Raw genomic sequence first — 24,036 nt, 5'->3', positions numbered from 1 at the left:
TTTATCAATTCTTATTCTTCCTCTTCTTCTTCTGCTTCTTTTTCGACTATGTCGGCAAAGAGTCCATAGACATACTGTTCTGCATTGAATTCCTGCAGGTCATCCATTTTTTCTCCTAAGCCTACAAATTTCACCGGGATTTCAAGTTCATTTCTGATTGCAAGAACGATGCCGCCCTTTGCAGTTCCATCCAGCTTTGTAAGAACAATACCAGAAACATTAGTGGCTTCCTTGAAGGTCTTAGCCTGAATCATGGCATTTTGTCCAGTTGTAGCGTCAAGAACAAGCAATACCTCATGCGGGGCACCAGGTACTTCCCTTTCAATTACACGCTTAACTTTCTCCAATTCTTTCATCAGATTGACTTTGTTCTGCAGGCGTCCCGCAGTGTCACATATTAAAATATCGGCTTTGCGCGACTTTGCAGATTGAACGGCATCATACATGACAGCTGCAGGGTCAGAGCCAGCTCCCTGCTTAATGACATCAACGCCGACACGTTCGCCCCACACCTCAAGCTGTTCAATCGCTCCTGCACGGAAGGTATCGCCTGCTGCAAGCAGGACATTTTTCCCTTCATTTTTGAACTTATGGGCAAGTTTTCCGATCGTCGTCGTTTTTCCGACTCCGTTAACACCAACAAACAGGATAACCGTTAGTCCCTCTGCCTGAATATTTAATTCTGTGGAGGTTTCGCCTGCGCTGTCATATATTTCTACAAGCTTCTCTGAGATGACAGCCTGCACATCGCGAGGATCCTGAATATTCTTGCGCTTTACTTCCCTTCTCAGCTCTTCCACCAGTTCCATGACAGTGTCAAATCCGACATCCGCCCCAATTAAGATTTCTTCCAGTTCCTCAAAAAATTCCTCATCCACTTTACGGTACCTGGAAACAAGGTCATTTACCTTATTTGAAAAATTATCGCGCGTTTTGGTTAATCCGTCTTTAAACTTTTCAGTAACACTATCTGTCTGCATTGTGATTTTTTCTTTTAGTTTTTTAAAGAAACTCATGTTTTCACTTCCTTATAAAAGCAATATGTATAAGCGCGGAACAGGTGTTATGCGCTGTCCCGCATTAAAGCTGCTATTGAGTAATTAATTCCCTGGTTTCTTCCAGACGCACAGATACCAGTTTGGAAACACCGGATTCCTGCATGGTTACACCGTAAAGGACATCCGCTTCTTCCATTGTTCCTTTTCTGTGGGTGATCACGATGAACTGGGTTTCGTCGCTGTATCTCTTTAAGTATTGGCTGAACCTTTGGACGTTCGCTTCATCCAAAGCTGCCTCTACTTCATCGAGAATACAGAATGGAACAGGACGGACTTTCAAAATGGAAAATAGCAATGCAATTGCTGTAAGCGCCCTTTCTCCCCCCGATAATAATCCAAGGTTTTGCAGTTTCTTGCCTGGAGGCTGTGCGACAATTTCCACACCAGTATTCAATAAATCATCAGGCTGGGTCAAGCGTAAATCGGCTCTGCCGCCACCGAATAAAGATTGGAAAACCGACTCAAAATGAAAACGGATACCTTCGAACGTTTCTTCAAATCGCCTTTTCATTTCAACATCCATTTCATCAATAACCTGGAATAACGTATCTTTCGCTTCTTGAAGGTCTGTTTTTTGTTCAAGCAGGAATTCATATCGTTCAGATACTCTGTCGTATTCTTCGATTGCTCCGAGGTTTACAGCCCCAAGCTCTTCGATTGCCAGCTTTATGAGTTTTACTTTTTTTCGTGCTTCGTCAATCTCAATCTGCAGCGGGTATTCTTCTTTAGCACCTTCAAAAGACAGCAAGTATTCTTCCCTTAAATGATTCAGCCTATTTTCCAGCTCAACATCCAGCCGGTTCTGCTTAACTTCCTCATCTTTCAAAACTTCTACCAGACCTTTATGCTGGCGTTTTAATTCTTTTGCCTCAAGTTCCAGGTCCTCTAAAGATGTTTGGAGCTTTAAGCGCTCATCCCTTCTTGAAGCAATTAATTCAAGCGTTTCATTCTTTTCCTTTAATTTTTGCTGTGCTGCCTCTTCCAGATGCTGCTCACCTGAAGAGCTATTCGTCATTTCGGATGAGAGCAATTCTAAATCTTCTTTTACTGTCTTCAGCTTTTCCCTGTTAACAGCAAGCTCTGAATTTATTGCGGCTAGCTTGTCCTCAGCATGATTCAACTGCTCACTCTTGGAAGCGAAGCTGATTTTCAGCTCATTTATTTCAGATACCACAGTTTCCTTTGACGTCTGCTGGGTGTTTTTTCTTTCTGTTAATGCTTTAATCTCATTATCAAGATCAGCTATTTGTTTTTGCTGCTGCTCCAATAGATCTGCCAGCTCACTCTTTCTGATCAGCAGTCTTTCTCTATCTTCCGAAAACTGTGCTTTGTCCATATCATAAAGAGATAGGCGCTCATTAATGCTTTTCTCCTCAAACTCTACTTCTAGAAGCTCTCCTTTTACCTTCTGTTCCATCAAACGAAGCTCTTCACCAGTTTTTCTAAGCTGTTCAATTCGTGTTTCCTGTTTTTGAATTTCGCTTTTTTGCAGTTTCACTTGTTTTTCAAGATTAGCTGTTTTGGATTCCATATCCACAATTCGGGATTTCAGCTCTTCAAGTTCACCTTTACGTGAAAGGATTGAAGTGCTTTTCTGTTTCACAGCTCCGCCGGTCATGGATCCGCCGGGATTCACCACATCTCCATCAATTGTAACGAGTCTCACACGGTATTGAAGCAGCTTCGCCAGTTCATTGGCTCCTTTAAGGTCCCGGGAAATAATCACATTGCCAAGCAAGTTTTCAATAGCGGACTGATGCCTTCCTTCAAACTGGATCAGTGAAGCAGCTTCACCAATAAAGGCGGGGTGGCCTTGAACCGATTGCAGTTGCCCGGTGTTAAGCTTTTTCCCCTTCACTACGCTTAACGGCAGGAAAGTTGCTCTGCCGTATGAATTCTTTTTCAGGAATTGGATGGCACTTCTCCCATCCTGCTCATTCTGTACGATGATATGCTGCATGGCACCGCCAAGAGCAGTTTCAATCGCCGTTTCGTATTCTTTTGGCACCTGAATTAATTCCGCTACCGCTCCTTCAATTCCCTGCAGCTTGCTGCCCCTTGCTTTCAATACTTCCTTTACCCCTTGGAAAAAGCCCGAAAAGTCTTCTTCCATTTCTTCAAGCATTTCCTGCCTGGACTTTGCCTGCTGCAAATACTGATAAGCCTGATACAATGTTTTTTCCTGCTTTTGATAATTATTCTTTAATGATTCAAGCTTGCGGTCTTCAGTTCGGAATACATGTACCTGACTCTCTAATTCCTTTTGCAGGCTTTCAAGGTCTGATTGTATCTTTTGTTTTTTCTCTTCGTTTTTCTTGCGGTCGGCAATATACTTTTCGTTATCCATTTCAAGCTTAGAGCTGCGCTGACCCTGCTGGCTCAGCTGCTGATCAATATTCTGCAGTTCGTTTCTTGAAGCCGCCTGGCTATTTAACACTTCAATATAATCACTTTTCAGCGATTCAATTTTTTCTTCCGTATTTTCACTGAAGAGTTTGAGCTGATCCTGCTTTTCCTTTAATGCTTTCTGAAGCTTAACTGCTTCTGTCTTCACTTTCCCCTTTAGAGCCGACTGCTTTTCTTCCTGCTCTTTTAACTCAGTTATCTTCATAGAAAGTTCTTCCATGTTTCTATGAAGCTGGTCTTTATTCTGGCTGGCATTTTTTTTTCGCTCTTTTAGGACTTCTTTTCTGCCTTCCAGTTTTTCCAGCTCTTCACTGGCATGAAGGAGGACGTCCTGCAAATCATTTACTGATTCATCAATTGCGGAAATATGATCCTTTAACTCTTCCATTTTCGCTTCTTTGTTCTGGATAACTGCCGATAGCTTCATTTCATCTTCAGTATGCTGTTCAAGCTGACGTGAAAGCTGCTCCCATTTTGAATGCAGTTCCTCTATCTCATAAACTGTAAGGGCAACTTCTATTTTCTCCAGCTCTTCCTTCTGATGCAGATAATCTTTCGCAATCGAAGCCTGAATTTTCAAAGGCTCTACCTGGCTTTCCAGTTCATGAAGAATATCATTCACCCTGTTTAAATTATCCTGGGTTTCAGAAAGTTTGCCTTCCGCTTTTTTCTTTCTTGTCTTATATTTAAGTACGCCTGCCGCTTCTTCGAATATGGTCCTGCGTTCTTCAGCTTTGCTGTTTAGAATTTCTTCAACCCTGCCCTGGCTTATGATTGAAAAAGCTTCCCTGCCAAGGCCTGAATCCATAAATAAATCTACGATATCTTTAAGTCTGCATGTTTGCTTATTGATTAGGTATTCACTGTCTCCAGATCGGTAGACCCTTCTTGTAACACTGACTTCGCTGTATTCGATCGGCAGACCCTGATCTCCGTTATCAAGGGTCAGCGTCACCTCAGCAAAATTCTGCGCTCTCCGGGAATCACTTCCAGCAAAAATGACATCCTCCATTTTCGAGCCGCGAAGGGACTTAGCTGATTGTTCACCCAATACCCAGCGTATTGCATCTGTAATATTGCTTTTTCCGCTTCCATTTGGACCTACAACTGCCGTGACGCCAGGAACAAAATCAACCGTTATCCGTTCAGCAAATGACTTAAATCCAATAACATCAAGCCTTTTTAAAAACAACCTTGCTCCCCCTCTGTCTCCTCCAAGTTTCTATTCTTTGATGTCACTTGATATGATTCTTTAATACTTCAAGGGCCATTTGGGCTGCATGCTGTTCCGCTTCTTTCTTTGATCGGCCAGTGCCTGTCCCAAGCTCCCTGCCATTTAGTGAAACAGTGGAAACAAATTCACGATTGTGGGCAGGCCCTTTTTCCTGAAGGATTTTATATTCAATTGCACCTGCACCATCCCGCTGTACAAGTTCCTGCAGCTGGCTCTTGAAATCCATCACATGCGAAAAAGCACCTGAATCAATCTTCGGAAAAACAACTTTTTCCAAAAAACCGACAACCGTATCTAATCCTTTATCCAGGTATAGTGCACCTATAAAGGCTTCAAATACGTCTGCAAGCAGGGCCGGACGGGTTCTTCCTCCTGTCATTTCCTCCCCTTTTCCAAGCAGTACAAGGCTGCCGAATGACAATTCGTGGGCAAATGAAACCAGGGATGGTTCGCAGACAACCGCAGCCCTCAGCTTTGTTAATTCCCCCTCGCTCATCATAGGATATTTTAGGTAAAGGAACTTTGAAACAGTCAGTTCCAGGACAGCGTCCCCCAAAAATTCCAGCCTTTCATTGTCTTCATAGGGCTTTCTCCGATGCTCATTCACATAAGATGAATGGGTAAAAGCTTGTTTTAATAATTTTTCATTTTCAAATTGAATTCCGATTTCCGTTTGGAATTCTTTAAATTGTTTTTCGATTGCGCGAAATGATTTTCTTTCCTTATCCTTATTGCTGCGCATAATGCATCCACCTTGCTAAAAATTAATATTCTGCTTAAGCAAAAAGCTTAAATGGTCTTCCCTAAGTTTACGTAATAAAGATGAAAAACGCAAAAAAACTTCTATTTACAAGCAATTTTAGTTTCATATGGGTACAGCCATCTTCACAGAAGAAAGCCCCGTTATTCAACGGAGCTTTTGCCTTACATATTTACTGTCCACAGCCACCTGCTTCCGGGCTGCAGATTTTTCTCATGCTGCCTTCTATCCCACAGGTAACACCGGACAGTAAACATCTGCTGATAAAAAATTGCTGCAGCGAGGGGGATGCCCTCACTGCAGAGTGTTTCACCTAACGATTATTGGCTAGCCTTTATGTAATTTACAGCGTCACCGACTGTTGCGATTTTCTCAGCATCATCGTCAGAAATTTCCATGTCGAACTCGTCTTCTAATTCCATTACTAATTCTACTACATCAAGGGAATCAGCACCTAGATCATCTTTGAAAGAAGCTTCCAATTTTACTTCAGACTCTTCAACACCAAGACGGTCCACGATGATCTTTGTTACACGTTCTAATACTTCTGCCATGCTCGTTCACCTCCCCTCAAGTATTATAGATTATTTTAAGCCTTTATTGAAAGGTTTTATAAAAAATTTTGCATTACAAGCCTGTTACAAATTACATGACCATTCCGCCATCAACATGAAGGGTTTGTCCTGTCATATAGCGGCTGTCCTCGGAAGCAAGAAACACTGCAACATTCGCAATATCTGCAGGGTCGCCAAAACGCGCCAAAGGAATTTGCTTAAGCATCTGCTCTTTTACATCCACGTTCAGCTTATCAGTCATATCAGTTGTGATAAAACCTGGTGCAATGGCGTTGACCGTTATGCCTCTTGATGCAAGTTCCTTTGCAGAGGTCTTTGTCAGGCCAATAACACCTGATTTGGCAGCGACATAATTAGCCTGACCAGGATTGCCGCTGACTCCAACAATCGAAGAAATATTGATAATGCGCCCGCTGCGCTGTTTCATCATCTGCCTTGTAACAGCTTTTGTACAAAGGAACACACCTTTCAGGTTAATGTTAATTACATCATCCCATTCGTCTTCCTTCATTCTCATAATCAGGTTATCCTTCGTAATCCCAGCATTATTAATCAGAATATCAAGCTTGCCAAACTTTTCTACTGTTTCTTTTACCATGCTTGCCACGGAATCACTGCTGGACACATCGCATTGGACAGCAAATGCATTTCTGCCTAATGCTTTTATTTCATCAACGACTTCGTTCGCCCTCGCCTCACTTCCGGAATAGTTAACCGCGATATCTGCTCCTTGCTTAGCAAGACCCAAAGCGATTTCTCTTCCGATTCCGCGGGAAGCTCCCGTTACTAAAGCGGCTTTTCCCTCTAGCTTCATCTCAATTCCTCCTTCAAGGATTCTGTAACTGCCTGCCAGGATTCAGCATCGGAAACGGCATACGTTTTGAGGGAACGATCAACCTTTTTCACTAAGCCTGACAGTACTTTTCCAGGTCCTATTTCAATAAATGTATCTACTCCAAGCTCTATCATTTTGCGGATTGAATCCTCCCAGAGTACAGGAGAATACAGCTGTTCAATCAATCTGCTGTTTATTTCTGAAGCGGAAGTCATTTCAGAAGCCGTAACATTTGCAATGACAGGAACAGCTGCATCTTTGATCTCAATCTCGTCCAGGATTTGCCTGAACTTCTCCGCAGCAGGCTTCATTAATTCAGAATGGAAAGGACCGCTTACTTCCAGTGGAAGCACACGCTTGGCACCTTCTTCTTTAGCCTTTGCAGAAGCTAGTTCAACACCCGCCCTTGAACCTGAAATCACAATCTGTCCAGGACAGTTTAAATTTGCGAGCTGAACCGGATTGCCGCCTGCAGTAACCTCTTCTGTGACTGCAGTAAGCTTGTCCCTGTCAAGTCCCAGTACCGCTGCCATTGTTCCCTCGCCATTAGGAACTGCTTCTTCCATGAACTCTCCTCTTTTACGGACTGCATAAACACCGTCCTCAAAGGATATAGCTTCAGCTGAAACGAGTGCAGTATACTCTCCAAGGCTGTGGCCAGCAACAAAATCAGGTGTTACACCCGATCTTTTAAAGTAGTCAAGGATGGCAATGCTAGTAGTCAACAATGCCGGCTGGGCATTTGTTGTTAGCGTTAATTTTTCCTGAGGCCCTTCAAAAATAAGTTCTGATAGTGGATAGCCAAGTTTTTGATCAGCACTTTCGAAAAATGATTTTACTTTCTCATCCTGTTCGGCTAGTGCTTTTCCCATTCCTGCAGCCTGCGATCCCTGGCCAGGAAATAAAAAGGCGATTTTACCCATCGTGCTTCCCCCTAAGTAAAATAAGTTTATTTAATGGCTGTTTTTTCTGATTCTTTTTCAACTGCTTCCTTAATCGTTTGAGCGACATTGTTTTCTACCATATTCCTGGTCTGTCTGACTGCACTGAATAAAGCTGTTGCATCTGAGGAACCATGAGCCTTAATAACCGGCGCCTTTAATCCAAATAATCCAGCACCGCCGTATTCCGAATAATCCATCTTGGATTTAAGCTGGTATAAATCAGGCTTTAAGGCAGCTGCTGCCAATTTCGTTTTAAAGCTGCTGGTCAGAGCTGTTTTTAGCATTTTAAATACAGATAGAGCAGTACCCTCAATTGTCTTTAGCACCATATTGCCGGTAAAGCCATCTGTCACTACAACATCTGCAGCTCCCTCAAGCAAATCGCGCGCTTCCACATTGCCGATAAAATTGATATCAGCATTCTTCAGAAGGTCAAATGTATTTTTCGCCAGCTCATTGCCTTTTTTCTCTTCAGTTCCGATATTAAGAAGGCCCACTCTCGGATTGGAAACACCCCGGACCTTTTCTGTATATATGGATCCCATAATCGCATATTGAAGAAGATGCTCAGGTTTCGCGTCTACATTCGCCCCTACATCCAGCAAAAGGAACCCTTCCCCGCCTATCGTTGGAAGCGTAGGTGATAATGCCGGCCGTTCAATGCCTTCAATCCTTCCTACCACAAAAAGGCCTGCTGCCATAAGAGCACCCGTGTTTCCTGCAGAAATGCATGCATCAGCTTTACCGTCTGAGACAAGCTGTGCTGCAAGCACCATTGATGCATTTTTCTTTCTGCGTACAGCTCTCACTGGTTCATCATCCGGCAAGATGACTTCATCTGTATGTAAAATCTCAATACGCTCGTTTGAAGTAAGGTATTCCTTTATTTTTGACTCATCGCCAACAAGGGTAATGTATATATCCTTAAACTCTGCGGCAGCTTTCATTGCGCCAAGGACAATTTCCTTTGGTGCATTGTCGCCTCCCATTGCGTCTATGGAAATTTTCATGATGCTTCATCCTTTAGTGATTATTTTTTTCTGAACATGTCGAATTCTCCCTTAAATACCTGTTCGTTATTCACAAAGCTATTGACTTCAACAATCGTCCTTCCGCTGTCAATATCAATTGTAAGGACCTTGGCTTTTGCTATTACACGTTCACTTAATCGCACTGGCCTTGTAAATTGAATATTGGCTTTTGCAGTCAATGCCAGTTCATCATTTATAACAGCAACCGCCAGTGAGTTGGCCTGTGCAAACAAGTGATGACCCCGGGCTATTCCATTTCGCTTGAAAACATGTTCATTTTTCACATCAAAAATGGATATTGCCGTTTTATCCAATTCTATATCTATTATTTCACCGATTATTTCTTCTATGGGTAAAGATCGGACTTCATCCTCGAAAGTTTTTTCAGCAACATGCTTGATTCGCTCCCGCAATTCCGGAATAGATAATTCCAAGCGGTCGAGCCTGATTGTCTGGACGCTTACAGAGAACTTTTCTGCAAGTTCCTCGTCCGTGACAAATGGATTTTCTTTTATTGTGTCCGTTAATAAATGCTGGCGTTCTTTTTTATTTCTTTTCATTAAAAATCCCACCGTCCGAGATATTAAGACTAGGTACTAATAGTAGTATATAATCAAAAAAAGCAGATTGCAAGAAAGAACTTTTCTGCAATCTGCTTGTTTACCCTTAATCCTAGTCCAGTTTTTCCCCTTCCAGCACTCCTGTTTCCTTTAAATAATTTTTCAAAGGAAGGTACTCATCTGAATACCAGAATTCAGGGGATTCAACAAGAGAAGCTGCATCGTTTCTGGCGGTTTCGAGAGCGCGGTAATCATGGACCATATCGGCGACTTTAAATTCCGGGAGCCCGCTTTGTTTTTTTCCGAAAAAGTCCCCAGGCCCTCTCAGCTCCAGGTCCTTTTCACTTAGAGCGAATCCGTCATTGGTTTCTGTCATGATTTTCATGCGTTCTTTTCCAACTTCCGATTTGGGGTCAGCTAAAAGAACACAATAAGATTGTTTATCTCCTCTTCCTACCCTGCCCCTTAATTGGTGCAGCTGTGCAAGTCCAAACCGCTCGGCATCATAGATCACCATCATCGTTGCATTTGGGACATTTACACCCACCTCGACAACCGTAGTAGAAACAAGAATTTGAGTTTCATTTCGGCTAAAAGCCTTCATGACATTTTCTTTTTCATCTGGATGAAGCCTGCCATGCATGAGGCCGACATCATAGCGGCCATGAAAATGATGCATCAATGTTGCATGGACATCTATAGCGTTTTGAACATCCAGTTTGTCCGACTCCTCAATTAGGGGACAGATCACATATACTTGCTGGCCTGCTGAAAGCTCCTTTTCCATAAAGCCAAGTACCCTATCAAGCATTTCAGGTTTTGCCCAATAGGTTTCAATCGCTTTTCGCCCTGCCGGCATTTCATCAATAATGGAAACATCCATTTCCCCAAAAACAGTAATGGCCAATGTTCTCGGGATTGGCGTGGCAGTCATAAACAGAACATCTGGATTTTCGCCTTTTTCCCTGAGGATGCGCCGCTGCCCGACACCAAATCTATGCTGTTCATCAGTAATAACAAGTCCCAGTTTATTAAATTCCACTTCTTCCTGGATAAGTGCATGTGTGCCTATAAGAACATCAATTTCTCCATCCTTAAGATGCTGAAGAATTTCTCTTCTGCGCTTTCCTTTGACGGAGCTTGTCAGGAGTTCACATCGCAAGCCAAATGGCTCAAGCATCGTCTTTAAAGATTCCGCATGCTGCTCTGCCAGGATTTCGGTCGGAACCATTAAAGCTCCCTGGAAGTCTGCTGTCCTGCTGGCAAATAGTGCGATCGCCGCAACAGCCGTTTTGCCGGAACCAACATCCCCCTGCAGTAGCCTGTTCATCCGATAAGGCGATTTCATATCAGACAGGATCTCATTAACTACCCTTTTCTGGGCGCTGGTTAATGCAAATGGCAGGGAGTCTATAAATCCCATCAGCCTCGAAAGATCATAAGCTTGCGCAATCCCTTTAGACTGCTCTCTTTCAATCTTTCTTAATGCCTGCATTTTTAATTGAAAATAGAAGAATTCTTCATAAACAAAACGCCGTCTCCCCTGTTTAAGTTCCTGATCATTGGCAGGAAAATGAAGCGATCTCATAGCATCTCGCCTATTTAAAAGCCTATATTGCAAAAGATATTTTTCAGGCAAAGTTTCTGATATCTCATTCCCATACTGTGAAAAAGCCAGTTTAATATAACGTCTTATTCCCTTGACAGTGATATTTCCTTTCACAGCGTAAACCGGCTCAAAATCCTTGTTATTGGAGGCATTTCCTATTTTTAATTCATTGGCTGTAATGATCTGGCGGTGCTGGTCCCATTTGCCTGTCACTGTAACAGTTTCGTTCAATGTAATTTTGTTCTTTAAATATGGCTGATTAAACATGACCACTTGTATCAGATATCTGCCTACAAGAACTCTCACAGTCAGCCTGGACCGTTTCCTTCCATAATAGGCGAGTGAAGGTTCACTATGGACCTTTCCTTCCACAGTTACTCTTTCATCATGCTTAATCTCTTCCAGGTCCTTGAGCCTGTAATCCTCATATCTATATGGAAAATATTCAAGCAAGTCTTTTACAGTGATTATATTCATTTCAGCAAGTGATTCTGCTGTTTCCTCTCCAATGCCTTTAACAGCTGTAACAGACTGGTTATAATTTGGATTCACGTTTATTGAACGGCTGCCAAATATAATTTCTTAAGGCAGTCCGCCACCCCTCCCTGCTCAATTACTTTTAACTGCAGGCTTATGTAACGCCTGCTTTATACCTAGCACATTACAATTTAAATATGCAAGTAAGTAATCTTTAACCAAATAAATTAATATTTCCGAAGCTCACTAAAATATAAACGTTTAAAATGGACAAAAGCGAAGGCTGGGCCCTCGCTTTGTTTATTGGTTATTCAATTGAGAAAATAAAAGAGTACAGCGGCTGTTTGCCATCATGGACTTCGACTTCAACATCTTCATACTTATCTTCAATATAGCTGATAAGTGCCTCCACTTCCTCTTCTGCCGCATCTTCACCTTTTAATACGGTTAGGATCTCAGAGTCTTCATCAATCATTCCATCGAGAAGATCTTTGGCAGCCTGAACTCTATCCTTGTTCTTGACAACAATTTTCCCATCTGCGATGCCCATGAAATCATCTTTTTCAATTTCAAGGCCATCGATGCTTGTATCACGGACAGCAAATGTAATTTGGCCTGTCTTCACATGCTGAAGGGCGTCTGTCATGCCTTCTTCATTTTCTGCAAGACCGGCACTTGGGTTAAAAGCAAGCAGGGCTGCCATTCCCTGAGGAACGGTCTTGGAAGGAACAACCACTGCTTCTTCTTCAGTCACTTCTGCAGCCTGCTGTGCAGCCATGATGATATTTTTATTGTTAGGCAAAATGATTACTTTCTTGGCATTCACTTCTTTGATGGCCTTTACGATATCTTTCGTACTGGGATTCATCGTCTGGCCGCCCTCAATGACTGCGTGTGCCCCAATACTTCGGAAAAGACCTGCAATCCCGCTTCCCATTGATACTGTCACGATTCCGTACTCCTGCTTTTCCTTTGGCTTAGCTTCAGCTGCCAAAGGAGTAGGGACGTCTTCGATCAAATTGGTGTGCTGCTGGCGCATGTTTTCAATCTTCATATTGATTAAGCTGCCGTAGCGCTGTCCGTATGTCAGGCAATCCCCCGGCTGTTCAGAGTGGATATGTACTTTTACAAGCTGTTCATCCGCAATCACAAGAAGCGAGTCGCCATATTTGCTTAAGTCCTGGCGGAACTTGTCTTCTGAGAAAGGATTAGCAGATAGCTTTTCAGTTTCGAACTTGACCATAAACTCAGTGCAATAACCAAATTCAATATCTTCAGTGTTCATAAAACTATGAACATTTTTATGGTGTTCTGCGCTAACCAGGTCATCCATCTTGGGAAGGGCTGCTGGTGTATCAGGAAGTTTTTCGCCCTTGAGCTCGGCAAGGAATCCTTCATATACAAAAACAAGACCCTGGCCGCCGCTGTCTACAACCCCAACTTCTTTTAAGACTGGAAGAAGATCCGGAGTGCGGTTTAAAGAAGCCCTTGCTTCTTTTAAAACTTCCTCCATAATCACTATGATATCATCTTCATTTTTTGCAGCCTGCACCGCTTTTTTAGCGGAATCTTTAGCAACGGTTAAGATTGTTCCTTCAACTGGCTTCATCACTGCTTTATAAGCAGTCTCTACACCTGAATTCAAGGCATCAGCAAACTCTTTACCATTGATGGATGATTTCTGTTCAATGTATTTCGAGAAGCCTCGGAACAGCTGGGAGAGAATTACTCCAGAGTTCCCGCGGGCCCCCATCAGCAAACCTTTAGAAAGAGCAGAGCCCACCTTCCCAATATGTTCCTGAATATTAGCTTTTACTTCCTTTGCACCGGAAGTCATTGACAAATTCATGTTCGTTCCTGTGTCTCCATCAGGAACAGGGAAAACATTTAACGCATCCACTAATTTTGCATTAGCAGATAAATGGTTCGCTCCTTGTATGACCATTTCGGCAAAAAGCTTCCCATCTAAATCTCTTTTTGACACAAGTCTTTCCTCCTCACTACGGGTTCGTTACACGAACTCCCTGAACGTAAATATTAACCGAGTCCGTGCTAAGCCCAACTGTTTTATCAAGGGTGTATTTCACTTTAGATTGCACATTGTGGGCAACCTCGGAAATTTTCGTTCCGTAACTTACAATAATATACATATCGATATGTACTTCATCTTCTTCCTGGCGGACAATTACACCGCGGGTAAAATTCTCTTTTCGAAGTATATCTGTAAGGCCATCTTTAATTTGATTTTTAGAGGCCATCCCTACGATGCCGTAGCAGTCAACTGCTGCTCCGCCTGCTATTGTTGCAATTACGTCATTAGAGATATCAATTTGCCCGAAATTCGTTTTTAATTCGATGGACATGGTTCGTTCCCCCTTTGGAAATTGCTTTTAATAAAAGCTTCTTCAAGCGTTCTCGATTTACGAAAGCGCTGGCGTTCCCCCTAAATTTTAAAATGGAGGCAAGCTTGCTGTTAAAGGAGAATGCATCCTTTTCAGCAGGGCAGCGATTTTTCTAACTCCAAAGCTTTATGCATACCTTATGATATTTTACTATATGGGCTGTAATATTGAAAGTCATACTTCCCCATCTCTATTATAGCTCATGTTCCATGCCCCTATGTCAAGGAAATTTTCTTGAAAGCAAACTATTGCAATCAGAAGGGTTGTATGATAAATTATTAAAGTATCTTTTAATGTCGAAATCCGAAAAGGAATTCCTCATTAATTCAGATGGATGAATCTGACAATTGCAAATGAAAGCATTGAAAAATAGTTTCAGCTTATGCTTTTAGTAAGGAGGGAAACATACATGCCACGCAAATGTGTTGTAACTGGTAAAAAAACAACTTCAGGTAACGCACGTTCTCACGCGATGAACGCTAACAAGCGTACTTGGGGTGCTAACCTTCAAAAGGTACGTATTCTTGTAGACGGTAAACCTAAACGTGTTTGGGTTTCTGCAAGAGCACTTAAATCAGGTAAAGTTGAGCGAGTTTAATCTGCTCAGGGACATCCTTTTAGGATGTCCTTTTTATTTTCCTTTTTATAATCCACTATCATTCTCCCCCATTCAGTCAAAAAATAAAAGCACCCCAGAGAGGTGCCCAGTTTTGATGCTATTTTCTTTTTCATTTATGGGTGTTTACCCCTTTTTGAAGGTCCCTAACATGGCACGCACAATGCCCCCTAAAAATTTAGGAAGTTTGATTGTATAAAATCTCATTACTCGTGTCCCTCCTCACGATCTTACGCATCCATTCTGTCCTTAAATCGTCTTTACCATCTTATTCAAATAATGAAAGATGAGTACTCATGAATACAAAAAATGATCAGAAAGCAATTCATGCTAAGACTTATATCCTGCTCCCCAGCACCTTGCAGGGCAGCACAGGCCCGGCGCTTAATCCTTGCTTCTTACAACCATTAATATGCCTTCAGTAAAAGAAAAAGTACCACAATCATCAATAAGTTCATTGCTGATACAAAGAGTAGAGCCGGCAGGGACAGTTCGATCCGTGAGCGGATACTTGAAATTTCTTAATGTGAGGCCTTTAATTTCCATTGTGATCGGGACAAAAGAAATGTATTTGAATTTTGGATTTTGCTTTATGATGTATTCACCTGGACCTTTAATATAAATCTTATTCTTTTTGTCAATAATTTCGACAGAAACAAGGTTTTTTGCAAGTACAGGCTTTATTAACAGCTGAATATTTGCAAATAAGTGGTCAAGCCGGCCGCCTGTGGCGCCAAACAATCGGATTTTTTCAGGATTTTGGCCCAGTGCCCAATTCAGGGCAAGCTCCATGTCGGTTTCGTCTTTCTCCGGCTTGAACCTGTTCAGCTCTTTTACTTTTTCTTCAATGATTAATAGTTCTTCATTTGAAACAGAATCAAAATCGCCAAATGCCATTGTCGGCTGTATGCCATTTTGAATGAGTGTAAGCACTCCTCTATCTACCCCGACCCAAATGTCAGCAGCAACACTGAACGAAGACAGTTCAGGCAGCAAATCCTCAGGGCCGCCAGCTAAAATATTTATAATCATTTCACATTGCTCCATTCATGATATAGAAAAGCGGAAGCGCCTTGCTCACCCCCGACAAGCACAAGACGAGCCTCACGGAAAGGCGTTCTTTGCCTTTATGGGAGGATTGGCTTGTGACCTCGAGGGGGTAGGCGGTGGAGCTAGACAGTTATCGACCTTCAAAATATTATATTAACTTATTTTGTCAAAAAGCCAGCTGTATTCCAGCTGGCCCTTTTTTATTTCGAACCTTTTAAAGCAGCAATCGCCCCGGCTCTGTCTTTCTGATTATAAATTGCCGACCCGGCAACAAGCACATTGGCTCCAGCTTCAATGCACAATTGTGCTGTTTCTTCATTCACTCCGCCGTCCACTTCAATTTCAATATTTAGACCTTTTGCGTCAGCCATTTTCTTAACGGCCTCAATCTTAGGAAGAACGCCATGGATGAATTCTTGTCCTCCAAAACCAGGATTAACAGACATAAGCAATACCATATCAATATCATCAATAACATGCTCTATCATATTAACTGGTGTAGCCGGGTTAAGAACCACTCCTGCCTTGACGCCAAAAGATTTAATAAAATGAATTGTTCTGTGAAGGTGTTTGCAAGCTTCTGCATGTACAGTGATATAATCTGCCCCCGCATTAGCAAATGCCTCAATGTAGTTATCCGGATCTTCTATCATCAAATGAACATCCAGGGGCAGTTTTGTCACAGGACGGATTGCATCAACAATTAATGGACCAATTGTAATATTCGGTACAAAATGGCCGTCCATTACATCGACATGAATATAATCAGCGCCGCCGCGCTCTACATCTTTAATCTCTTCTCCCAATTTAGAAAAGTCTGCCGATAAAATAGAAGGTGCGATTTTTACCATGAATTAATACCTCGGCTTTCTATCTTTTATTTCCTGCAGAAAGGTTTTGTAATGCTCATATCTGTAGGAAGGAATTTCACCGTTTTCACTGGCGGCCTTTACAGCGCATTTCGGTTCTGCCATGTGCAGGCAGCCTCTAAATTTGCATAGGTCGCTTTTCTCCTGAATTTCTGGAAAGCAATAATTGAGATCCTCCAATTCAATATCTGTAAATTCAAGGGAGCTGAATCCCGGGGTATCAGCAACAAGCCCTTTTCCAACCTCTATCAGCTCTACATGCCTGGTTGTATGCTTTCCTCTGCCCAAATGTGAAGAAATATCATTTGTTTTCAGCTCTAAGTCTGGTCTTAACACATTTAATAAAGAAGATTTCCCCACACCTGACTGTCCTGCAAATACGGATATCTCGCCTTCCAGATATGGCATTAAGTCTTTAACGCCTTCTTCTGTTTCGGAGGAAGTCAGCAAAACATCATAGCCGGCTTTGCGGTAATCTGATGCATATTGCTGAATTTCCTTATACTCATCTTCGTCTGTCAGGTCTATTTTAGTAATGCAGATGATTGGCTTTATATGATTGAATTCAACCAGCACCAGGAAACGATCTAATAGAGAGGTGCTGAAGCCTGGTTCAACAGCTGAAAACACAAGAATGGCCTGATCAACATTTGCAATTGGGGGACGGATCAGCTCATTTTTCCGTTCTTTTACTTCTAAGATGTATCCTTCTGTAATACTTTCTGCCTGAAACACAACTTCATCACCGACTAGCGGGTTAACCTTATTTTTCCGGAAAACTCCGCGGCCTCGGCACTGAATGGTTTCATCTCCGCTTAAAACATAATAAAACCCGGCTAAGGCTTTAATAATTTTGCCCTCAGGCATAGCAACACTCCTTACTTATGATTCTTCTTCCGGATAAGGGATTTCCTTTTCTTCAAAAACCTGGCCATCCCGCAGAACCTTGTAAGTGGCATTCTGTCCAGGAGCAATCGTTATATCAATTGGTATTACAGTATCTTCATAAATAAGCTCTGTATGAACTGGTTCAGAACCAGGATTATTCATATCCTTGATGATTATCTGAACTTCATTTGGCTCACCTTCGGCTGCAGGCTCATATGGAACGCTGATCTCAATATTTTCTGTTTTAGGAAGAAGTTCTTTTTTCCCTTTTGAAAGAACCACCGTCACTTTCTGCCCCCTTGTCAGGTTTGTGCCTGGTGCCGGGTCCTGTTTGATGACTAGTCCTTCAGGGACTTCCTCATGAAATTCTTCTTCACCATATTCTACTTTTAATCCGGACGATTCTTCGTACTCCTCCAGCCCCTTTTCGTTATAGCCGCGCAGATCTTTTAAGGCAAGTGGTGCCGGGCCTTTGCTGACAGTGAAAATCAATACCGTATCTTCAGGAACGACAAGATCGCCTTCTGAGAAGTTTTGGTCCAGGATTGTCCCAGCTGGCTCACTCTCATTATTTTCTTCTGTTTTTTCAATGCTTTTAAAATTTTTGCTCTCAAGCAAGCGGACTGCATCATCATATTGCCTGCCCTGGTAATCGGCTAATTCAAATTTTTCCTTGCCAGTACTTTCATAGATATCAATGGAAGTTCCTTCTTTTACGTTTCTGCCTGCTTTCGGATCTGTTTTAACTACCAGACCTTCTTCCACATCAGGGTCACTTATCGGCTTTGTATCCCTAACCGTAAACCCTGCGGCAATAAGCTCTGCTACTGCATCTTCCACCTCTTTACCTGACACATCAGGTACCTGGATATCCTTGGGCTCAATAAGATCGGGGAACACAGTTATGGCCAGGACGCCTAATACAGCCATAAACAAAAAGACTGACACCAGAATAATTGGCCATTTCTTTTTCTTCTTTTTTTCCTTCTTCTTCTTTTCAGGGAGAGGTTTTGCCACAGGCTGCGTGTCTCCCTTTGGATCCTTTGCATGTACAAGTGTTTCGTCCATGCTTTGATATGGGCGGTCATCTGTAATAACAGGGATTGCCTTTGTAGCATCATCGTCAATTGGGACCATAAACTTTTCTTCATGAAGCCTTTCGGGCTCAAGAGCTGTTCTGATATCCTCTTCCACTTCTTCAACGGAATCATACCTGTGAAAAGGATCTTTAGCTGTCGCTTTCAAAACGATATTTTCAACACTTTGCGGTATGGAGGGATTCCATCTCTTAAGGGAAGGTGTCTCTGACTGCAGATGTTTGAGAGCTATTGATACAGCGGATTCACCTGAGAAAGGAAGCCTGCCTGTCAAAAGCTCAAACATAACAATGCCAAGGGAATAGATATCAGACTTTCTGTTGGCCATCCCCCCCCTGGCCTGTTCCGGAGAAAGATAATGAACAGAACCTAAAACAGAATTGGTCTGTGTTATACTGGTAGCGCTTAATGCCATGGCAATTCCGAAATCAGTAATTTTAACATTACCATGCCTATCTATCAGAATATTATGCGGTTTAATATCCCGGTGTATGATATGGTTTTGATGTGCATGAGATATGGCAGAGGTCAGCTGTTTCATTATTTCCAGCGCATCATCTATGCGAATTGGGCTATTTTGCTGTATGTATTGCTTTAACGTTTGTCCATCTACATATTCCATCACAATATAATAAATTGAATCCTCTTCGCCAACATCATAGATATTGACGATGTTCGGGTGGGCTAAGCTGGTAGCTGACTGGGCTTCACGATGAAAACGGCGGATAAATTCTTCATCTTCGGCAAAGTCCATCCGAAGCACTTTCACGGCTACATCTCGATCTAGAATCATATCATGGGCCAGGTAGACATTTGCCATGCCGCCTCCGCCAATCATATCAAGAATCTTATAGCGGCCGCTTAATCTTCTTCCCTTAATCATCATTTATCATCCCGCTCTCATTGCTTTCATCATACTCAGCAATCACGAGCGTTATATTGTCTTCGCCGCCATTATTATTGGCCTGTTCAATCAGCACTGCGGCTTTTTCCTCCAGTGTTCGTCCGCTTTTGAGGATTTCACTCATTTCAGCCACAGCTACCTTGTTGGACAAACCGTCAGAGCACAATAATAATAAATCGCCTTCTTCAAACGTAATGGTTTTGATATCCATCTCAACCGCTGCTTCAGTTCCCAATGCCCGGAGGAGCACATTTTTTCTTGGATGATGCTCAGCATCTTCCTTGGTAATCTGGCCGGACCTTACAAGTTCATTCACCAGGGAATGGTCTTCCGTCAGCTGCTGAAAACCCGATTCATTCAAGATATAACATCTGCTGTCGCCGATATTGGCAATTGTGGCAAAACGATCGGTACATATTGCAGCAACAACAGTTGTTCCCATGCCTTCACATTGTTCATTTTCTTTTGAATGTTCATAAAGAATGGTGTTGACCTCTGCAATGTGCTTCCGCAGCCATCCTTCCGCCTCTCCGGCAGTCTGAAAGTCATCTGTCTGGTCCCAGAATCCTTTTAAACTTGTTAACGTCATTTCGCTTGCCACATCGCCAGCACGGTGGCCGCCCATGCCATCTGCTACGATGGCAAGGCGCTGCCCCTTGCTGTTCACATAGATGCCGCCATTATCTTCATTATGCTGCCTGACTTTGCCTTGATCTGTCATAAAAACAGCTTTCATTCTGTCACCTCGTCTCCTCTTTTCGCTCCTTTGCACGAAGTTGTCCGCATGCTGCATCTATATCATGACCGTGCTCCCTGCGAATGGTTACATTAATGCCGTGGTTCTTCAGTGCCTTTTCAAAAGCAAAAATTTGATCCTTGGGTGTCCTCACATAATCTCGTTCAGGCACATAGTTTACTGGGATCAGGTTAACATGGCACTTTACATTTTTTATTAACTTTGCCAGCTCTTCAGCATGTTCCACCTGGTCATTGACCCCTCCGAATAAGCCATATTCGAAACTCACCCGTCTGCCTGTCTTATTTATATAATACCTGATTGAATCCATAAGGTCCGGCAGCTTATAAGCTCTGTTTATTGGCATCAGGCGGCTTCTGATTTCGGTGTTTGGAGCATGTAATGAAATCGCGAAATTGATCTGCATATTTTCATCTGCAAATTTATAGATTTTTGGGATGATTCCGCTTGTCGAAACAGTGATATGGCGTGCACCGATATTCAGCCCTTTATCATGGTTGATAATTTTAAGGAATGACAGCATACTGTCATAATTATCAAATGGCTCACCGATCCCCATAATAACAACCGAGCTGACCCGTTCATCTGTCTCATCCAGTGCCTGTTGTACTTTTACGACCTGAGCAACGATTTCTCCTGCTTCAAGATTACGTTTTAATCCTCCTAAAGTTGAAGCACAGAATGTACAGCCGATTCGGCAGCCCACCTGAGTAGTTACACATACCGAATTACCATAGTCATGCCTCATCAGTACAGTTTCAATCGAATAGCCATCATGAAGTTCAAATAAAAATTTTATTGTCCCATCAGCTGACTCCTGCTGAATGATCGTTTTAAGAGTTGTCAGCGAAAAATTTGCTGATAACGTATCTCTTAACCCTTTTGACAGGTTCGTCATATCTTCAAATGATGTGACTCTTTTTGTGTATAGCCAATCAAAAATTTGCTCAGCCCTGAAAGCTTTCTCATTATTTTCTTTAAGCCAATCTTTCAGCTCATGCAGCTGTAAAGTATAAATGGATGGTTTTTGTTCGGCTGCTGTTATTTTCTCTGCTGCTTTTTGTTCCATTTATTGCACCTTCTTTCTCAGACAGGCAATATAAAACCCGTCCGAACCAATATCCTGCGGTAAAATCTGCAGTTCAAAACCCTCTATAAACGGAGCAATTGCGTTAGGCATTCGCTCACGAACAGATACATCTCCCTCAAATTCCGCATTATCCTTTAAAAACGACTGGACAACGTGCTGATTTTCTTCCTTGTCCACTGTACACGTACTATAAACAAGAATACCACCTTTTTTCAGCAAAGGTGAAACGGCATCCAAAAGATTTCTTTGAATCTTATGGAGATGATATAAATCATCTTCTTTTTTTGTGTATTTCATATCCGGCTTTCTTCTCATAACTCCAAGGCCTGAACATGGGGCATCCACTAAAATGCGGTCAAAAGATTCTTTTTCATAATGCTCCTGGACTTTTCTGCTGTCAAGGGCATTTGTCTTAATATTTGATAGTCCCAGTCTATCGGCATTATCATTAATCAGCTTTACTTTATGTTCGTGAAGATCCAGTGAAATGACCTGTCCTGTATTTTGCAGTTTTTCTGCTATATGAGTGGTTTTTCCTCCGGGAGCTGCGCAGGCATCCAGGATCTTTTCATTTGGATTTCCTCCAAGGGCATAAGCAGCAAGCATGGAGCTTTCGTCCTGGATAGTAATCAGGCCATCTTTGAAGACACGGGAATTGGCCAGGTTGCCTCTTAAACATTTAATGGCAATTGGTATAAACGGACTTGGTTCCACTTCAAATCCTTCTTCCTTTAGAAGTAACAGGCATTCTTCCCTGGAAGCCTTTACCTCATTTACCCTTGCAGTCTGAAGTGGAGCAGTCAAGTTAATTTCACACATTTTCTTTGTTTCTTCAAACCCAAGCTGATCGGTCCATCTTTTTATCAGCCACGCGGGATGGCTGGTCTCTATGGAAAGGCGTTCAACACTGTCTTCAATTTGTTCAAGATCAGGAAGCCCCTTTCTTTGAACGTTCCTGAGCACGCCGTTGACCATGCCGGAAATTCCTTTATGCCCCCATCGTTTTGCTATTTCTACTGCCTCGAAAATAGCTGCGCGGTCGGGAATTTTATCAAGAAAAACCATCTGATACAGAGTCAGTCTTAAGAGCTGGTTTACCCAGCTTTCAATTTTTTTATTGCCTGCCAAAAACGGCTGCAGGTAAAAATCGAGTGTCATCCGGCGCTGAAGGGTACCATAAGTCAGCTCAGTAAGAAGCCCGATATCCTTCTGGTCAATTTCGTTCTTTTTTATGGCGTTATTCAGTAAAAGATTGCTGTAGGACTGATTTTTTTCAATGGCTTCAAGAAGTTCCAGTGCAGTTTCTCTTACATTTTTCTTTTTTAGCTTTTTCATTCGGTGTCTCCCAAACGGCCGCCGGCAGTTAGATGGGACCCTGAGCCTCTTAAAAATTGTTCTGCTGGCATCTTTTTCTTTCCGGAAGGCTGCAGTTCAGTAATTTTAATGGCTGTCTCATTCCCTGCTGCCACAACGATTCCATCTTCCTCAAGCGTGATAATTGTTCCCGGTTCTTTGCTTTCAGCAGATTTGACCTTCTCCGAATTCCAGATTTTAATCACTTTGCCGTCAAAAGTTGTATAAGCAACCGGCCATGGGTTTAACCCTCTAATGTGGTTATAGATTTCTTCTCCAGTTTTGCCCCAGTCGATTTTTTCCTGTTCTCTTTTAATGTTATAAGCAAAAGTGGCTTCTTCATCATTTTGCCTGATGGGAGTGAGTTCACCATTCAGGAGCTTTGGCAGTGTTTCAGATAGAAGCTTTGACCCAGCAGCGCTAAGTTTATCGTGAAGAGTGCCAACTGTATCTCTTTCCATAATCGGCACTTCCACTTGTGTTAAAATATCGCCGGCATCAAGCTTCTCTGCCATATACATAATGGTGATTCCTGTTTTTTCTTTCCCCTGCAGAATGGAGTAATGAATGGGTGCACCGCCGCGCAATTCAGGAAGCAATGATGCATGTACATTTATGCATCCGAACTTGGGTGCATCCAAAAGCTCCTTCGGCAAAATTTGACCAAACGCAGCCGTGACAACCAGGTCAGGCTTAAGAGCAAGAACTTTCTCCAGTTCTTCTGGCTGGCGGATTTTTTCGGGCTGATACACAGGAATGCCCTGTTTTTCAGCTTCGACTTTTACAGGCGGAGGAGTAAGGACTTTTTTTCTTCCAACAGGCCTGTCAGGCTGAGTAACCACTCCGATTACTTCATATCCGTCCTCTATTATTTGCTTCAGTACAGGCACTGAGAAATCGGGTGTGCCCATAAATACGATTTTTGTCATTCAGCTTCCAATCCTTCCAACTCTTCTTCGTTCAAGTATCTTGTAACTTTTGAAGTAAATAGCACCCCATGCAAATGATCAATTTCATGGAGGATCGCTCTTGCCAGGAAATCCTCAGCCTCGAAGGTAAAATATTTCCCTTTGCGATCCTGCGCCTTGATTTTTACATATTCAGGCCTTGTTACTTCACCATATAACCCAGGAAAGCTAAGGCACCCTTCAGGGCCTGTCTGTTCCCCATTCGTTTCAAGGATTTTCGGATTAATCATTTCAATTGTTCCAAAATCATCATCTATATCAACAATGGCAATTTGCCTGCTAATCCCGATTTGCGGAGCAGCAAGCCCGACACCATCGAATTCGATCATCGTATCATACATATCATTTAACAATTTGCCCAGCTTCTTATCAAACACCTTAACGGGTTCGCATTCTGCCTCCAGAATCTCAGCCGGATAAGTTACAATTTTTTTTACCGCCAAAACATTTCCTCCATTTTTATCTATTTTCAACCAATTTGGGTTTATTCATAACCACAAAAGCGGAAGCTCTTGAGCCGCTCCTCCTAAAAAGCTGACGCTTTTAGTCGTGC

Annotated in this window: 22 protein-coding genes; 1 reads left to right on the top strand and 21 read right to left on the bottom strand. The window is 42.4% G+C overall.

Annotated elements, in window-relative coordinates; all coding sequences use genetic code 11:
* Positions 1 to 11: 11 nt before the first annotated feature.
* From ftsY to IRB79_RS10400, 11 genes are all read right to left on the bottom strand, one after another.
* Positions 12 to 1,016, bottom strand: coding sequence for a signal recognition particle-docking protein FtsY (gene ftsY, locus IRB79_RS10450; protein ID WP_243508381.1), 1,005 nt, complete (start codon positions 1,014 to 1,016; stop codon positions 12 to 14).
* 73 nt (positions 1,017 to 1,089) lie between these two features.
* Positions 1,090 to 4,656 (bottom strand): chromosome segregation protein SMC, encoded by a 3,567-nt coding sequence (gene smc / locus IRB79_RS10445; RefSeq protein ID WP_243508380.1) that lies wholly within the window; start codon positions 4,654 to 4,656, stop codon positions 1,090 to 1,092.
* Positions 4,657 to 4,699: 43 nt separating this feature from the next.
* Complete coding sequence (gene rnc / locus IRB79_RS10440; protein WP_206836291.1) at positions 4,700 to 5,440, bottom strand: ribonuclease III; 741 nt, start codon at positions 5,438 to 5,440, stop codon at positions 4,700 to 4,702.
* A gap of 338 nt (positions 5,441 to 5,778) precedes the next feature.
* A complete protein-coding gene (locus IRB79_RS10435; RefSeq protein ID WP_009330799.1) occupies positions 5,779 to 6,012 on the bottom strand; it encodes an acyl carrier protein in 234 nt (77 codons plus the stop codon).
* A gap of 91 nt (positions 6,013 to 6,103) precedes the next feature.
* Entirely contained in the window at positions 6,104 to 6,847 is a 744-nt protein-coding gene (gene fabG / locus IRB79_RS10430; RefSeq protein ID WP_243508379.1) for a 3-oxoacyl-[acyl-carrier-protein] reductase, read from the bottom strand.
* Positions 6,844 to 7,791, bottom strand: a complete 948-nt coding sequence (fabD, locus tag IRB79_RS10425) for an ACP S-malonyltransferase (RefSeq protein ID WP_243508378.1) — start codon at positions 7,789 to 7,791, stop codon at positions 6,844 to 6,846. Before fabD ends, fabG begins: the two co-directional genes overlap by 4 nt.
* A 26-nt stretch (positions 7,792 to 7,817) precedes the next feature.
* Entirely contained in the window at positions 7,818 to 8,822 is a 1,005-nt protein-coding gene (gene plsX / locus IRB79_RS10420) for a phosphate acyltransferase PlsX (RefSeq protein ID WP_243508377.1), read from the bottom strand.
* Between the two features lie 20 nt (positions 8,823 to 8,842).
* Positions 8,843 to 9,403 (bottom strand): transcription factor FapR, encoded by a 561-nt coding sequence (fapR, locus tag IRB79_RS10415; RefSeq protein WP_221877765.1) that lies wholly within the window; start codon positions 9,401 to 9,403, stop codon positions 8,843 to 8,845.
* Between the two features lie 112 nt (positions 9,404 to 9,515).
* Complete coding sequence (gene recG, locus IRB79_RS10410; RefSeq protein WP_243508376.1) at positions 9,516 to 11,564, bottom strand: ATP-dependent DNA helicase RecG; 2,049 nt, start codon at positions 11,562 to 11,564, stop codon at positions 9,516 to 9,518.
* Positions 11,565 to 11,796: 232 nt separating this feature from the next.
* Positions 11,797 to 13,473 (bottom strand): DAK2 domain-containing protein, encoded by a 1,677-nt coding sequence (locus IRB79_RS10405; protein ID WP_243508375.1) that lies wholly within the window; start codon positions 13,471 to 13,473, stop codon positions 11,797 to 11,799.
* A 16-nt stretch (positions 13,474 to 13,489) separates the two neighbouring features.
* Complete coding sequence (locus IRB79_RS10400) at positions 13,490 to 13,852, bottom strand: Asp23/Gls24 family envelope stress response protein (RefSeq protein WP_009330806.1); 363 nt, start codon at positions 13,850 to 13,852, stop codon at positions 13,490 to 13,492.
* A 448-nt stretch (positions 13,853 to 14,300) separates the two neighbouring features.
* Between IRB79_RS10400 and rpmB the strand changes: the two genes are divergently transcribed.
* Complete coding sequence (gene rpmB / locus IRB79_RS10395; RefSeq protein WP_019381740.1) at positions 14,301 to 14,489, top strand: 50S ribosomal protein L28; 189 nt, start codon at positions 14,301 to 14,303, stop codon at positions 14,487 to 14,489.
* A 144-nt stretch (positions 14,490 to 14,633) separates the two neighbouring features.
* Here rpmB and spoVM read toward each other — a convergent pair whose 3' ends face one another.
* From spoVM to def, 10 genes are all read right to left on the bottom strand, one after another.
* Positions 14,634 to 14,714: a stage V sporulation protein SpoVM gene (gene spoVM, locus IRB79_RS10390; protein ID WP_019381739.1), complete on the bottom strand. Its 81-nt coding sequence runs from the start codon at positions 14,712 to 14,714 to the stop codon at positions 14,634 to 14,636.
* 177 nt (positions 14,715 to 14,891) lie between these two features.
* A complete protein-coding gene (locus IRB79_RS10385) occupies positions 14,892 to 15,539 on the bottom strand; it encodes a thiamine diphosphokinase (protein ID WP_243508374.1) in 648 nt (215 codons plus the stop codon).
* Between the two features lie 218 nt (positions 15,540 to 15,757).
* Positions 15,758 to 16,408 carry a ribulose-phosphate 3-epimerase gene (gene rpe, locus IRB79_RS10380; protein ID WP_243508373.1) on the bottom strand — a complete coding sequence of 217 codons (651 nt, stop codon included), beginning with the start codon at positions 16,406 to 16,408 and terminating at the stop codon, positions 15,758 to 15,760.
* A gap of 3 nt (positions 16,409 to 16,411) precedes the next feature.
* Positions 16,412 to 17,293 carry a ribosome small subunit-dependent GTPase A gene (rsgA, locus tag IRB79_RS10375; protein WP_243508372.1) on the bottom strand — a complete coding sequence of 294 codons (882 nt, stop codon included), beginning with the start codon at positions 17,291 to 17,293 and terminating at the stop codon, positions 16,412 to 16,414.
* Positions 17,294 to 17,308: 15 nt separating this feature from the next.
* Positions 17,309 to 19,294, bottom strand: a complete 1,986-nt coding sequence (pknB, locus tag IRB79_RS10370; RefSeq protein WP_243509339.1) for a Stk1 family PASTA domain-containing Ser/Thr kinase — start codon at positions 19,292 to 19,294, stop codon at positions 17,309 to 17,311.
* Complete coding sequence (locus tag IRB79_RS10365) at positions 19,287 to 20,051, bottom strand: Stp1/IreP family PP2C-type Ser/Thr phosphatase (RefSeq protein WP_243508371.1); 765 nt, start codon at positions 20,049 to 20,051, stop codon at positions 19,287 to 19,289. The genes pknB and IRB79_RS10365 overlap by 8 nt, the downstream gene beginning before the upstream one ends.
* Before the next feature lie 4 nt (positions 20,052 to 20,055).
* Positions 20,056 to 21,141: a dual-specificity RNA methyltransferase RlmN gene (gene rlmN / locus IRB79_RS10360; RefSeq protein WP_243508370.1), complete on the bottom strand. Its 1,086-nt coding sequence runs from the start codon at positions 21,139 to 21,141 to the stop codon at positions 20,056 to 20,058.
* Positions 21,142 to 22,497: a 16S rRNA (cytosine(967)-C(5))-methyltransferase RsmB gene (rsmB, locus tag IRB79_RS10355; protein WP_243508369.1), complete on the bottom strand. Its 1,356-nt coding sequence runs from the start codon at positions 22,495 to 22,497 to the stop codon at positions 21,142 to 21,144.
* Positions 22,494 to 23,444: a methionyl-tRNA formyltransferase gene (fmt, locus tag IRB79_RS10350; protein ID WP_243508368.1), complete on the bottom strand. Its 951-nt coding sequence runs from the start codon at positions 23,442 to 23,444 to the stop codon at positions 22,494 to 22,496. Before fmt ends, rsmB begins: the two co-directional genes overlap by 4 nt.
* Positions 23,441 to 23,926 (bottom strand): peptide deformylase, encoded by a 486-nt coding sequence (def, locus tag IRB79_RS10345; protein ID WP_243508367.1) that lies wholly within the window; start codon positions 23,924 to 23,926, stop codon positions 23,441 to 23,443. The genes fmt and def overlap by 4 nt, the downstream gene beginning before the upstream one ends.
* Positions 23,927 to 24,036: the final 110 nt, after the last annotated feature.

It is taken from the genome of Cytobacillus oceanisediminis (assembly GCF_022811925.1).
GTDB lineage: Bacteria > Bacillota > Bacilli > Bacillales > Cytobacillaceae > Cytobacillus > Cytobacillus oceanisediminis_D.
The sequence above is the reverse complement of the archived record's forward strand: the minus strand, read 5'-3'. Positions and strand labels throughout refer to the sequence as shown.